Below are 12,276 nucleotides of genomic sequence, written 5' to 3'. Positions count from 1 at the left end.
AACGTTAATTCAAACTTACATCTGTAAAAATCATTTTACAGAGTTTTTTGCTAATTATTTATTGTTTTACATAACAAATTGTTACTTGTTCGTCTATGTGGAATAGTTGTAATGTTTTGCCATCGTAGTTTTCAATTTTATAAGATGTATAAACAGGATTCGGTATCTTCGTCTCTTGACCGTCTTTCTTTACTTTATCCATTACTAGTGTTAACTGCTTTGAAGCAAGGTCTACAGTATATGTTCCTGTTAAAATGTTATCTTCACTTGGATAAGAACCATTTACATATGTAACAAATGTCTTATCTCCTTTTAGTACTAAAGTAGTTTTTACCCCTTGTCCTAAATCAATAGCCCAGTTACCGATAACCTCAGTACCGTCTTTGAGGTTATTTTGTACATTCTTATATTTACTTGAACTTGAGTCTGGTGTGTCAATTTGTCCTTTGAATATTCCAGTTGTAGCTTGGTTATCATATGTCTTAGCTTGATTATTACTAGCTAGTTTTGGTTTATCAGTACTACTTGAAGAATTGCTTGTTGAAGAAGTATCTGTACCACCTTTTGCTTCTCCTTTTAACTTATTGAAGATAGGAGTCCAAATACGTTTTGCTTCATCTAATTTGTTGTTTGCTTTATCTACGATTACATCATCAGTATCTTTAGGCGTTTTTGAGTAGTCAAATAACTGTTCTATTTCCTTGAAAGTCTCTCTTAACTTTTGAACAGCTTTTACTATTTCTTTGTGGTCTTCCTTATATTTACCAGGTGCATCTATACGTTCTAGTTTATCAAATACTTTATCTAAGTCTTTAATACTATCTCTTACCTCAGCATTTGTTTTACTACCTTTTCTCCAATCTCTTACAGAAGCATCATAATAATCTAATCGTCTTAATAAATCTTGTTCAATGTCTACCATAAGTTGTGGATAATCCTCAGGTAAAACCATAATCATCTTAACATCTTTACTTTCTTCTTTCGAGTTAGTTGATTTTTCCTTTGTTTCAGATGATTTACTTTCTGACTTAGCTGAACTTGTTCCTTCTGTCTTAGTTTCCTTACTTTCTTGTTTACTAGATTCAGCATTTGTTTTTTCTTTGTCTCCAAATAAACTAGTTACACTACAAGCTGACATAGAAACTACTAATCCAGATGCTAGTAAAATTTTACCTGTGCTTTTTTTAAAATTCTTCATATGATTTTCCAATTCTCCCTCTCAAAACATAAAAAAGATGCGCTTTAGCCCCTTTAAAACTAAAAAACATACCACTTCTATATTTATCCTAAAATACCTTTCTATGTATAACATTTTACAAGTAATTACAGATGTGGTCAAAATTTATTCTAAATTAACGATGTTCATAAAAAAGATGCGATGCCTTATTCCTTCAAGTAAAAGATTCTAAGTGAGTTTTGATTAAACTTTTTTATAAAAATCTCATACTTAGTTAAAAAGAGTAACTCCATTTTGATCAATCTTTTTTTCAAAATGGAGTTTTTGTTGTTGCTGTTAAATAAAGGTTTGTAACTTCATTTTTATCAAACTTTATTCCAAAGCAACAACAGAAAGGATAGCGTATTTTTTCATTTTAGGGGGGATTTTGTTTTGTTAGCTTGATAGTGATGGGGTACTACCCCCATCTTCAAATAAAGAATATATATATGTTTAAAACTAATTATATTTTTTTACCTTTAAAGGAATAGATATAAAATACAAATCTATAGCATAAATAGTAATCAAAATACCTTTACCTTCATCAGCAAACTTTGATTGATGAAACTGTTCTGAAACTTTTCTTTTTCCCCATTTTTTAGGAAACCATTGAAATCCTGAAAACATATAATTAATCTACCTTTTCATTAAAATTTTGCTAGTTTATTTCTTAACTCTAACTCTTCAACTGTTTCAAAACCTTTAAAAAACAAACTAGCAATTTGATTATGATTAAAAAATACATTGTATTCTTTAGACAATTTTCCTTGAGGATATGGATAAGACACGTAATCCCACATTTTATTTTCATTCACTTGTCCCTGTTTTCTACCGTAAACCATAAGAGGTTGATTAATTCCTTCAACAAGAACCACAGCTATTACATTTCCATTCTTATCAATAACTACTCTCAAATTGTTAATACGCCTTCAATTAGCTGTAGCACCAATAGATTCTTTGAAAGTTTGTTCGTAACAAATAGTATGATTATAAATTTTAAAAATAAATGTTATAGTCACCCAAAATAAAAAGCGTGAGCTATTGGACCCACGCTTAAGAAGCATTTTAGTTTAAGTGTTTTTATAAAAGTTAATTTTTTAGTTATTATTTTTATACATTTTTTGTTCTTGTCCCCAAACTTCAATTAAAGTTCTAAGTTCATAAGAAGCAAATAAATTATTACAGGGTTATAACCCCTACTATAAGAAATACTATTATTACCAAAGGAAGAATGATAATCATAAAGGACACTATTATTGTTAATAATGCTTTCCATGCTGAAAATTGGTGTGCTTCTCCTAAACATTTTAAGGAAATAATGATTGTCCAAATTCCAATAACTACATCAATTATGGCAAAAATAAGAAACAAAATCGTTAAAGTTATGCTACTATCCATTTTCGGTGTCTCACTCGTAAAGTTTTCAATCCCAAACAAGAAAAATGAAGGCATCCAAACTAATATAAGAGAATAAACGTAAGGGATATAAGAATAGGCAACTGAGTAACGTGTTTTTTCAAAGGTACCTTGTCCACCAAGTTTTTTTGCCACCCAATTAAATAACGCTGGTAGCAAAAAATAATAAGTTAAGAAAACAATGAAGGTACCGAATATAACTATTGAGATTATTGAAAATGGACTACTTATTGAATCCGCCACATTTTTAGAAGATGCTCGATCTAAAGTCTGTACGAATGAGCCTAATAAAATGAGTAAAAACACATTCTTAGGTTTGGATATAAAAATTTCTTTCATTGTATCACGTGGTTTTGTCCAAATGGAGAACCAAGGATTAAGTGCACGTTTAAATTGATTTTCTGGAGTTTCCATAAAAAAAACATTCCCCTTTCTTAAAACATATTAAATATAAATTCCTAATTATCCCAGTTATGTACATAGAAATATTAAAGCATAAATAGTCGATTATTTAAATATAAATATTCAATCATTTAATTTCATCTGAAACTTAGGGGGAGTGCTTCTTGGCAATTACCTCTATATTGTCTTGCATTTTTAACTATGGGCTGAGTAGTTACTTTCATTTTTGAGTACCTCACATTCCTTAATAAATTGGATAAACAGTTATAATCTTATCATTAATAAGAACAAACCTAATTTCCATTCCTTCAGATGTTTTACTAGAATATAATCTTCCACTTATACATCTTTTATTGCTATAAGTCTCGTGAATGGCTTCCATAAGAAGAATGCGATTATATACTTGAAATGCAACAAATTCTCTTTAAAAGCCTATACGTATTTTCCCCCCATCTTCTATATGCTTCCGTAAATAATAATACTTATGGAGTTCTATAATCATATAAAACAAAGCAAACGAAAACACTGTGCATGCACACATAAATACAATTGCCCCCATCTGTTGTGTTGCAATGCTAAGAATTATATTAGCAATTAACTGCCCCGATCCCGCTGCAATAGCTGCTACTTTTACACCACCAGTTCCTTTCGATGATTTTGATTTTTTTCTTGGTTCCTGAAGTTTTTCAATATGGTTTTTATAAAAATGATACAAAGCAAAACCATACAAACCAAATGAAAGAATAAAATAGATGGGAGTTTGTAATTGTAACACTTCATAAGCATATTTTTGAGTTATAACCAATAATCCCACTGAACATATGGTGCCATATACTCCTCGAAATAGAGTGTATTGTAATTGTCGTTTCCGAGGATTGATAGCAATCCATATCGCCCACAAATTTAAAAAAATAACTGGAGGAGTTACTATATATACATAGAGTAATCGAAAAGGATTCGCAAAAGCAGGCAAAAGAACAAACACGTCTGCCCCCAAAAGGACCAGACCAATTACATGGACTCTTATTTCATTTACAGGATAAAGAGCCATATAATGTGCAAAAGCTTTCTTATTAAAATCTATACTTTTTTTCATGTTAATTAAACCACCCTGCTACTGTTGACCAAGTTTTTTTCGCACCCGTTTTCACCATATCCTTAATACTATCATCTTCACCATCCCCATCTAAATCAACATCCCATTTTACACCTTCTGTGAAATATTATTCCCTTCTCGAAAAGAAGATCAACCCATTAATAATATCTAGACTTATCAAAAATTTCAAAAAGCCAAAGATTTTGCTGGTATCGAATCTATTGGGACTCACACCATGAGCAACATCTTCGGCTATTGGTTCTATAAACAAACTAAAGATGTAGCCATGTTGCAAGACATACTCAATCACATAAGCTAGAAAACAATTCTTAAAATAATGAACTAATAATGCCCGACTCTACAAAGTAGAATTGATATCCATTAAATATAATAGTCAGGATTTTCTTCCATTTTTATTAAAAATTCTTCTAAAGAATCTGCTATTTTCGTTGAACCATAATATATAGGACATTGACCTAATTCATTTTCCTGCTTAAATTTAATTGTTAAAAAGCTAATCTCTGATACTTCAAAAAATACTAGTGATTCTTCATCATCGACATCGTCCAAATTAGGATTGTATTCATAAATATCTTGTCTTAAACGATAATCTGCAACAGAAAATGGGTCCATGAATCTGTTAATAAGAGTCTTATTAGTCTTTAAAAATCCATAGCCAATTTCCTCATAGAAACGTTTTAGTTCTTTTGAGAACTGCATTTTCAACAAATCTTCTGCTTCTGCTATCTCTTCTTTTGGTAAAGGATAAAAAATAGGTGTTTGATTAGATTTAACACTCTCGTCTGCTACAATATGTTTTTTCAAAAAATTAAACATGTTTTAATTACCTCCGTTATTTATTTTTAAAGATTTCTCTTGAAATTTTATCTTTCCCGTGTATTCCACCTTGATGTTCATTAGGATATTTAGCGGGGTGCATATTCCACCATTCGTGTTCTCCACCATATGCATTTTCTACCAGCTGATGTGCATCATAAGGTCTATCAACTTTTCTTAATACTCTACCTCTTATTGAAGGAATTTCTTCTTCATAGGTAGGCCATTTTTGTCCAGTCTTAAGTTCCCATTCTTTAATTAAATCTTCTCTTAGGCTGTTAAACTCCTCTCTTCTTGCCGCTACTTCTTCTTTACTTAATCGTTCATAACCATTATTTTCTAAGTGTTCTTGCAGTAATTCCCTTTGGTTTTCTGGAATTTCCCTTTTTGTAATTTCTTCTACTTGGCTAAGGTATTCTTGGAATCTAGGTGTATTTAAATTACCAGAGTCAGCAAACATAAATGTATCACGGGCTTCTTGTAAAGAATTAAAAGAAGTTTTTGGAATATCTTTAAACTCACCAACGCCAGCATATGCAAAGCGGTCTCCTATTTGCAATTTATTTGTAAAATGCGAAATACTCTGTTCGGCTTTTGCCCCTAGTGTAGTTACTTTACTCACTTGACCTAATTTACTTGCTTTACTTAATCCTTTATCACCAATGAGACCTAGCCCAACTTGAGTTAAAGCATAACTTCCCCACTTTGCTCGACTTTCTGCGTCTCCATTTATTACATCATTAATAAATGAATCCGACAATGTATTATACATGGTACTAAGGGTATCAATAGGGTGCAAAGCAGCGTTCCCCATGTTTTCCCACGTTTCCCAATCTCCTAAAGCTTTTATTCCGTCTATTGTATCGCTAACTGCTTGTCCCGTAACATCTACAATACCGTCCCAAATTTTTTCGCCAGTAGATTTTTCAGGTAGCTTACCACACATTTCACCTTCTTCAATTGAATTGGCAGCTTGTCGTGCCCTCTCTTCTGTAATCGCTTGAATTGAAGTTGTCCATTCCTTATTCAACCCTTGTGTACTAAATGTACCACTTGCAGGACTAAAACCTTTTCCACTTTATACCTCTGCTAAACCTTGTGCGATACTAGCAGCTAGTTGAAGTGCTGTATCATAATTACTACTAGAAGTATAATTAAATTCATATAGATGTTCTAATTTTTCTTGCAGTTTTTTCCTCATGACAGTAAAAAGATTTGCCATAGCTTCCATACCTGGGATTGGCATAGCTTGACTGACGGCTTCCATACTTGCTTTCATTCGGTCAATTTCTCGAATTTGTTCTAATATTTCTTGTTCAATTATATCTGTGGAAGCGACTTGTGATTGAAATTGACTTGGAAAAGCATCGTTCTGACGAATTAACTCTTCACACAGATAAATGATTCCTTTTGCTAAAGGACGAAAGGTTTGTACAAAAAATGATTTTGCACTGCTATAAGTTTGTCCTTGTAGAACAGTATCAATTGCAAAAGCGTCAATCGACTGAATGGCTTGTTCCATACCTTGAATGGTAGCAGTACATACAGCATTCATGCTTTGAGTTTGGCTTCGTACTTCTCCCAAATACATATTTAAACTCATGCATTGACCTCCCTTGCTAATTGTTGTTGTTGATAGGAAAGGTCGTTTTCTAAATTACTAAGGTCTCGTCTTTCTTTAAGCAATGTTTCTTTTTTGTTTTCCAATTCAAATGTAACTTTTCGTTCAATATGTTGTGCATCTTGATACGTATTCATAAAAAACTGAGACATTTCTCTATCATCATGCCAAGTTCCTAAAATTCAATCAAACAAACGATAGCTTCCACCTCTCCATTCATAATAATCTGCTTCCGCTCGCTCCTGAATGTGAATCGCGGATTGATTTCGGTCTTGTTCTTCAAATACACTTCTTAACTTTTGGTTTACTTGATCAATTTGTTTTTCAATATCTTGACTCATCATATTCCTCCTACCATTTTACCTTTACGTAGGTTGTCACATTAGCGAAAAGTATTGTGAAGTTCGTTATCCATTCTCTCAAACTCGTTAGCTACCGAATGAATATTATCAACCGCTTTTTGAAAGGCAGCGGAAAATTGTTTCGTCAAGTCTAAAACTTGCTGATTCGCTTCTTGTGCTTTGAAGTTAACAGACAACGTTGTACGCGTCGCCTTTGTTATAGAACGACTGGTTGCACTTTGAATCCTATCAGAGGCTGATCCCATTTTCGTAGCAATTTGCGTTGCTGTTTGTAAATTACTTTGAAATTGTCCCATTCTTTCAAACCCTTTCTATAAGTTTTCCAAATGCATCAAAGAAATCTCATTAAATATATATCCCTATCAATATCACTCGCTCTAGGCATGCAATCAAATGAGCCATACAATATAAGCTGTATGGCTCATTTAAAATGCTTGTTATATAGAGTATGAGAATTTTTATTTCAAACCGAAATTACGTGATAATTCTTCATCATGAGAAGCAACAGCCTCTGCAGTTTTATTAAGCTGCGTATTAATTTCTTGTAATAGCTGTGCGAAGTTTTGTACTTTTGGCTTTAATTGATTGAACTGTTGATCAAAACCTTCGAAAGCACGACCTTCCCATTCTCCTCTTAATTCATTTTGTAAGTTTTGTAGTTGACTTAAAATGTCCTCAATTTGATTTGCACCTTGTCCATATCGAGCCGCTTTCGATTTAAGCTCCTCTGGTGACATACGAATTTGTCCAGCCATTTTCATTTCCCCTTTAATGCATAATGAGCAAAATATATATTGGTTAATTTTACTAAATGTATTATAATATTTTATTATGAATTTTTAAATATTTAATCTTTCTATTGAATATTAGCATATAATCAATTCTAATCATGAAACATTCTACTTTTTCTCGCTTTGATTATTTCTAAAATACTGAAAATAACCCCTTAATCAAATATTTTTCAGCGTTAGAGATATTATTCCCGAATTTAATAATAGGTGCATTTAATCCAAATCTTTCATTCCATTAATTAATCTTAATACCCAATCACCCTTTAAATATATTAAGAACGGAATATACAATCTAACATGTCATTAAAATTATATTTGAAAATAAGGGGAATTATATGATGAGCCCTGCAAATATAGACAGTCGCTGACCATTATTCTACAAACAATCCCACTCTCTACAAAAATATATCAACGTTTCAGCACAACATATCGATTTACTGACAAATTCCGCAAAATTCAGCGCCAAAACGAAAAAACTGCCGACTTTTCAAAGTAACTAACTCTAGAGAAAGAAAATTTTCATTTTGGGGGTACTTCAAAATTTTATCTCGATGGCATTTGGCGATACCCCAGTTAGCAATACGTATGTGAATGTAAATTAAGAAGAAGAAAAGACCGCCTACTATAAGCGGTCGATTTTCACTAAGTATTTTTTAATGCTTGTTTTAATGTTTCACCTGTTTGTTCAAGCCATTCTAGGGGAGCTAGTTTTAAAGCAGGAAAATAAATATCTGTATAATATTCAATGAATTCTTCTTTTTTTTCCGTGGATAGATCACTGTTTAAAAATGCAGTTATGTAATTTATAGTATTTTCTATACAAATTTTGTGAGCTTCTTCTATAAATTCGTGTAAGGCTTTTTCTGGTGTTCCCATATCTTGATGGAATGTTCCATCTAAAAAATCACTTAATTCTTCATAAATATAATCTTTATCATTCATAAATAGCCTCCTAAATTTCTATCTTATGGGGAATCCTGTTCTAATATAACTTCCTTCTCCATCTTTTTTTAAGACAATTTTAGCATTCGTTACCTCTAAAACATCTTCAGATGTTCTTAATATAGATCGACCAATAATTTCATCACCTCTATACCTTAACGCTAAAGTTGGTGGGCTGTAGGGATCAGCTAGCCACCTTTCTATTTTACGTATATTTTGAGGATTAGTTAATACTGCATCAGCAACTTTTTGGGCTTTTTCTAAATCATTAAAAGATGAAGACCCAGTGATGTTCTGATCATCTATTAATCGTTGAGCCAATGCCTCATCAGGTATTTCAACATGTCTTTCTATTGAATATTAGAATATGAATATTCAATTCTAATCATTAAATATTCTACTTTTTCTTGCTTTACAAGATTTTATGCAAACAAGGCCACCAAAAGGCAGTCCCTCAAAACTCAATCCTATTCCCCATCCCGCACTCCACCGCTTTCTCATACAAATAATTCGCAACGATAATATCTACTACAGCCAAACCAACTGATTTGAAAATAGTAATCTCTTCATCTAGGGGTAGCGTCCTATCTCCATCAACTTAAAAATTTAATAGTGTCCTCAGAATGAAATTTCGTGTTAACTTGTAACAAAAAAAAGAGGAGCCATCTCCTCTTAATAAATAAACACTATTTAATTTGTTCCTTATACTCATGGTTAACAAGTACATACCATTTTCCTGTATCAAATTTTTCTTTATTAATCACGTAAACTTTACTTTCTCTCCTTACCTCCCCTGGTTTTAATTCCTTAGTAATAGTAGAGGTCTCGCCTTTTTCAACCCCATAACTACTAGCTGCCCACACATCACTTTGGTAAGCATTATCATTTTCATCCACTAAATCCACTGATGGTAAAACGGCTAATTTCATCGGTTCGTTTGTGATGTTTTTCCCTTCTGCTTCTACAACAATAAAGACATGTCCATCTTCAGGTTTTTGGAATCCTATACTTTCTTTACCAACCTTATCTCTTTCTACAACTCTTTTTACAGTTACATCAAATTTAGGTGTATGAAAATCCTTGTTTACAGCATACTCTTTTTCTTTTACCTTTGATTTCTCTTTTGTTTGTTCTGTATTTTTCTGCTTTGTATTCTCTTTCGTTTTCGCCTCATCAGTTGTTTGCACTTTCTTTTCTTCTTGTTTAGAATTGGTTTCTTTAGATTCTGAAGAAGTTTTGTCGGATGTATTGCCGCAACCAGATAAATTGAATACTAAAGCGCCACCTAAAATACATGTAGTAAATTTTTTCAACATCTCTTTTTATCCCCCAATAACACGATATATAAATTCCTTACTTATCATAGCAAAAAATACGATCTTAAATTGTTGTATTTTGTCGAATGATTAAGAATAATCAATCGTTTTTATTGCATATAAAAAACATGATCTTGATGTAGTACCAAGATCATGTTTTACGTTGATGTTATTTATAAAATACTTTATCCACCTTATACTTCGCTTGAAATTCGTTAATCATATATGTTTCGTAAATTTCTCTTTCCATCGGATCTTCTACAATACATACATCAATACGATACACTTCATCACGATGATTTTTAATTGGTGATACATTATCTTCAAAATGCTTTTTAATACGTTGTCTTACTTTACGTGCTTTCCCAACAAAAAGAAGTTCATCATTAAAGTTATAGTTAAAAAATAAGGAGAATTATATGATAGGAGATGCAAATATAAACAGTCGCTGACCATTAGTCCACAAGTAATCCCACGCCCAACAAAAAAGACCACCAAAAGGCAGCCTCAAAACTCAATCTTATTCCCCATCCCGCGCTCCACCGCTTTTTCATACAAATACTTCGCAACGATAATATCCACTACCGCCAAACCAACCGATTTGAAAATAGTAATCTCTTCATCATTCTCCCTACCAGCTTTTTCCCCGCTTATAATTTGACCAAGTTCCGCGTGAAGATTGCTAGCTTCGAATAGACCTTCTTTTATCGGAACTTGAAGATCACCTGTTTCTTCTAGTGCCGCTTCTTTTGATTCGACTACTACTTTAGTTGCGTTAGCAATAGCGTGAGATGGTAGTTCTTGCATGCTCGGTCTAAATGAGCCGACGGCGTTTACGTGGACGCCTTTTTGCAATGTTTCTGTGAAGACTGGTGTGGATGCGTTTGTTGTTGTGACGATGATGTCTGCTTCGCTTATTGCTTCATCTGGACTTGCATAGACGTAAGCTGGTTTGTTAAATGTCTCTTGTATATATTGCGCAAATGCATACGCTTTTTCTTCCGTTCGATTGTATAAAATGACTTTTTCGATGTCCCTAACGGCGAATACAGCTTCAGCAATTCCTTTCGCCTGTTCACCCGTGCCAATAATACATAAAGTTTTTGCGTTATGACGAGCTAAATATTTTGTCGCTACTCCTGATAAGGCGCCTGTTCGGATCATCGTTAAATAGGAACCTTCTAAAAGTGCGAGTGGTTCTCCTGTTTGAAAGTCTGATAGCATCACAATTCCGTTTATCGTTTTCTTTCCTATCTTTTTATTCTGCGGGACTACCGTTACTATTTTTACTCCGAGTGCTTCAAGTCCTTCCGCGACTGAAGGCATAATTAACGCTGTATTTTGTTCGCTCGCAAATGGTAATGAGCCTCGTATTGGTGTAATCGTTCTTTCTGCGGAAAACTCTTTTAAGGCAAGCGCTGCGTATTCAATGACTTCGTTCATATTTACTAAGTTTCTTTGTTCGTTCGCGCTTATAACTAGCATATTTGTTCACCGATACGATAAACTTAACTAAATCTATACAATTCAATCAAATTTACACAAGTTAGTGCTTCTTCGTGTTCTCGCAGCCCCGAAGGGAGGAGGGGTATAACACTCCACACGAGGCAGTATCGTTACCTCCTATTATCAAGCATTTATTTTACCCATCTTGATAAATTTATCGCAGCATTTAAATCTCTATCGTGATGGATATTGCACCCAACACAACGCCACTCACGTATTTTTAAACTCCACTGTCCTTCTGGTTGAACTGAATGGTCGTATTTTACTCCGCAACATGAGCAAATCTTGCTTGAAGCGAACCATTTATCAGCTTTTACATAATCAATGCCATACTTCTCGCACTTGTATGATAAACATTGAAAGAAGAAGTGTAATTTTTGAAATGAAAATGCTTTCGATAGTTTTTTGTTTTTTAACAGGTTTGAGATAGGCAAGTCTTCCACAACAATCCTCATTGGTTTGGTTTTCACCAATTTAGCTGTTGCTTGATGGATATGGTTATTTCGGATATTAATAATTTTCCTAGATAACCGCAGGTGCTCAGTTTTCGCTTTTTCATATCCGGCAGATTGAATTTTCACACCTTTTTTAAATCTCCTAGACATATCTCTTTGTGCTGACTTTTTCCTTTTCAAAATTTTTTTAACCTTGGCATCTTTGTTTATATTTCGTTCTTTCATACCATTAGAAGCTACAAACAGCTCTTTTAAACCAACATCCACACCAATCGAATCATTGGTTAGTTCTTGTGATTCAAAGTCTTCTTGGAAT

The 12,276-nt window shown here is 33.1% G+C and carries 14 protein-coding genes and 5 pseudogenes; 1 reads left to right on the top strand and 18 read right to left on the bottom strand.

Annotated features, from left to right (window positions below; translation table 11 throughout):
- Nucleotides 1-58: 58 nt before the first annotated feature.
- The 5 genes from JTF23_RS12530 to JTF23_RS12510 all read right to left on the bottom strand — a co-directional run bounded on the left by JTF23_RS12530 (nucleotide 59) and on the right by JTF23_RS12510 (nucleotide 4,130).
- Nucleotides 59-1,210 (bottom strand): DUF3994 domain-containing protein, encoded by a 1,152-nt coding sequence (locus tag JTF23_RS12530; RefSeq protein WP_100246367.1) that lies wholly within the window; start codon nucleotides 1,208-1,210, stop codon nucleotides 59-61.
- Between the two features lie 465 nt (nucleotides 1,211-1,675).
- Nucleotides 1,676-1,843 carry a hypothetical protein gene (locus tag JTF23_RS12525; RefSeq protein WP_000490950.1) on the bottom strand — a complete coding sequence of 56 codons (168 nt, stop codon included), beginning with the start codon at nucleotides 1,841-1,843 and terminating at the stop codon, nucleotides 1,676-1,678.
- Nucleotides 1,844-1,863: 20 nt separating this feature from the next.
- Entirely contained in the window at nucleotides 1,864-2,130 is a 267-nt protein-coding gene (locus JTF23_RS12520) for a DUF4176 domain-containing protein (RefSeq protein ID WP_002114713.1), read from the bottom strand.
- A 265-nt stretch (nucleotides 2,131-2,395) separates the two neighbouring features.
- Nucleotides 2,396-3,046, bottom strand: a complete 651-nt coding sequence (locus tag JTF23_RS12515; protein ID WP_002114719.1) for a Yip1 family protein — start codon at nucleotides 3,044-3,046, stop codon at nucleotides 2,396-2,398.
- Between the two features lie 412 nt (nucleotides 3,047-3,458).
- On the bottom strand, nucleotides 3,459-4,130 hold the full coding sequence (locus tag JTF23_RS12510; RefSeq protein WP_002114720.1) for a hypothetical protein: 672 nt from the start codon (nucleotides 4,128-4,130) through the stop codon (nucleotides 3,459-3,461).
- Between the two features lie 127 nt (nucleotides 4,131-4,257).
- On the opposite strand from JTF23_RS12510, the pseudogene JTF23_RS28325 reads away from it, so the two are divergent.
- Nucleotides 4,258-4,440, top strand: a pseudogene (locus JTF23_RS28325) (integrase); the annotation flags it as partial.
- A 71-nt stretch (nucleotides 4,441-4,511) separates the two neighbouring features.
- On the opposite strand, the gene JTF23_RS12505 reads toward JTF23_RS28325, so the two are convergent.
- The 13 genes and pseudogenes from JTF23_RS12505 to JTF23_RS12450 form a co-directional block, all read right to left on the bottom strand.
- Nucleotides 4,512-4,967, bottom strand: coding sequence for an SMI1/KNR4 family protein (locus tag JTF23_RS12505; RefSeq protein WP_204208878.1), 456 nt, complete (start codon nucleotides 4,965-4,967; stop codon nucleotides 4,512-4,514).
- Nucleotides 4,968-4,983: 16 nt separating this feature from the next.
- Nucleotides 4,984-5,973 (bottom strand): ADP-ribosylating-like toxin, encoded by a 990-nt coding sequence (locus JTF23_RS27760; protein ID WP_374100895.1) that lies wholly within the window; start codon nucleotides 5,971-5,973, stop codon nucleotides 4,984-4,986.
- Nucleotides 5,974-6,045: 72 nt separating this feature from the next.
- Nucleotides 6,046-6,570, bottom strand: coding sequence for a T7SS effector LXG polymorphic toxin (locus JTF23_RS27755; RefSeq protein WP_252188012.1), 525 nt, complete (start codon nucleotides 6,568-6,570; stop codon nucleotides 6,046-6,048).
- Nucleotides 6,567-6,929 (bottom strand): annotated as a pseudogene (locus JTF23_RS12495) (DUF3958 family protein). Before JTF23_RS12495 ends, JTF23_RS27755 begins: the two are co-directional and overlap by 4 nt.
- A 41-nt stretch (nucleotides 6,930-6,970) precedes the next feature.
- Nucleotides 6,971-7,246, bottom strand: a complete 276-nt coding sequence (locus JTF23_RS12490) for a TIGR04197 family type VII secretion effector (protein WP_204208877.1) — start codon at nucleotides 7,244-7,246, stop codon at nucleotides 6,971-6,973.
- A 162-nt stretch (nucleotides 7,247-7,408) separates the two neighbouring features.
- On the bottom strand, nucleotides 7,409-7,705 hold the full coding sequence (locus JTF23_RS12485) for a WXG100 family type VII secretion target (protein WP_000918593.1): 297 nt from the start codon (nucleotides 7,703-7,705) through the stop codon (nucleotides 7,409-7,411).
- 678 nt (nucleotides 7,706-8,383) lie between these two features.
- On the bottom strand, nucleotides 8,384-8,683 hold the full coding sequence (locus tag JTF23_RS12480) for a contact-dependent growth inhibition system immunity protein (protein ID WP_016101713.1): 300 nt from the start codon (nucleotides 8,681-8,683) through the stop codon (nucleotides 8,384-8,386).
- 18 nt (nucleotides 8,684-8,701) lie between these two features.
- A pseudogene (locus JTF23_RS12475) lies at nucleotides 8,702-9,037 on the bottom strand (RNase A-like domain-containing protein); the annotation flags it as partial.
- A gap of 100 nt (nucleotides 9,038-9,137) precedes the next feature.
- A pseudogene (locus tag JTF23_RS12470) lies at nucleotides 9,138-9,254 on the bottom strand (ornithine cyclodeaminase family protein); the annotation flags it as partial.
- Nucleotides 9,255-9,369: 115 nt separating this feature from the next.
- Nucleotides 9,370-9,999 carry a hypothetical protein gene (locus JTF23_RS12465; protein WP_033730875.1) on the bottom strand — a complete coding sequence of 210 codons (630 nt, stop codon included), beginning with the start codon at nucleotides 9,997-9,999 and terminating at the stop codon, nucleotides 9,370-9,372.
- 169 nt (nucleotides 10,000-10,168) lie between these two features.
- Nucleotides 10,169-10,408 (bottom strand): annotated as a pseudogene (locus JTF23_RS12460) (nucleotide excision repair endonuclease); the annotation flags it as partial.
- A gap of 98 nt (nucleotides 10,409-10,506) precedes the next feature.
- Nucleotides 10,507-11,484 carry an ornithine cyclodeaminase family protein gene (locus JTF23_RS12455; RefSeq protein ID WP_204208876.1) on the bottom strand — a complete coding sequence of 326 codons (978 nt, stop codon included), beginning with the start codon at nucleotides 11,482-11,484 and terminating at the stop codon, nucleotides 10,507-10,509.
- A 152-nt stretch (nucleotides 11,485-11,636) separates the two neighbouring features.
- The coding region (locus JTF23_RS12450; RefSeq protein WP_204208875.1) for an RNA-guided endonuclease InsQ/TnpB family protein at nucleotides 11,637-12,276 on the bottom strand (640 nt) is incomplete at its 5' end.

This window comes from Bacillus sp. RIT 809, from assembly GCF_016892495.1.
Lineage (GTDB): Bacteria > Bacillota > Bacilli > Bacillales > Bacillaceae_G > Bacillus_A > Bacillus_A cereus_U.
The sequence above is the reverse complement of the archived record's forward strand: the minus strand, read 5'-3'. Positions and strand labels throughout refer to the sequence as shown.

Bases quoted from the DNA above. Each gene is read 5' to 3' on its own strand.
- JTF23_RS12505 (WP_204208878.1), bottom strand. From the start codon at position 4,967: ATGTTTAATTTTTTGAAAAAACATATTGTAGCAGACGAGAGTGTTAAA.
- JTF23_RS27755 (WP_252188012.1), bottom strand. From the start codon at position 6,570: ATGAGTTTAAATATGTATTTGGGAGAAGTACGAAGCCAAACTCAAAGC.
- JTF23_RS12485 (WP_000918593.1), bottom strand. From the start codon at position 7,705: ATGGCTGGACAAATTCGTATGTCACCAGAGGAGCTTAAATCGAAAGCG.
- JTF23_RS12510 (WP_002114720.1), bottom strand. From the start codon at position 4,130: ATGAAAAAAAGTATAGATTTTAATAAGAAAGCTTTTGCACATTATATG.
- JTF23_RS12525 (WP_000490950.1), bottom strand. From the start codon at position 1,843: ATGTTTTCAGGATTTCAATGGTTTCCTAAAAAATGGGGAAAAAGAAAA.
- JTF23_RS12480 (WP_016101713.1), bottom strand. From the start codon at position 8,683: ATGAATGATAAAGATTATATTTATGAAGAATTAAGTGATTTTTTAGAT.
- JTF23_RS12465 (WP_033730875.1), bottom strand. From the start codon at position 9,999: ATGTTGAAAAAATTTACTACATGTATTTTAGGTGGCGCTTTAGTATTC.
- JTF23_RS12490 (WP_204208877.1), bottom strand. From the start codon at position 7,246: ATGGGACAATTTCAAAGTAATTTACAAACAGCAACGCAAATTGCTACG.
- JTF23_RS12455 (WP_204208876.1), bottom strand. From the start codon at position 11,484: ATGCTAGTTATAAGCGCGAACGAACAAAGAAACTTAGTAAATATGAAC.
- JTF23_RS12515 (WP_002114719.1), bottom strand. From the start codon at position 3,046: ATGGAAACTCCAGAAAATCAATTTAAACGTGCACTTAATCCTTGGTTC.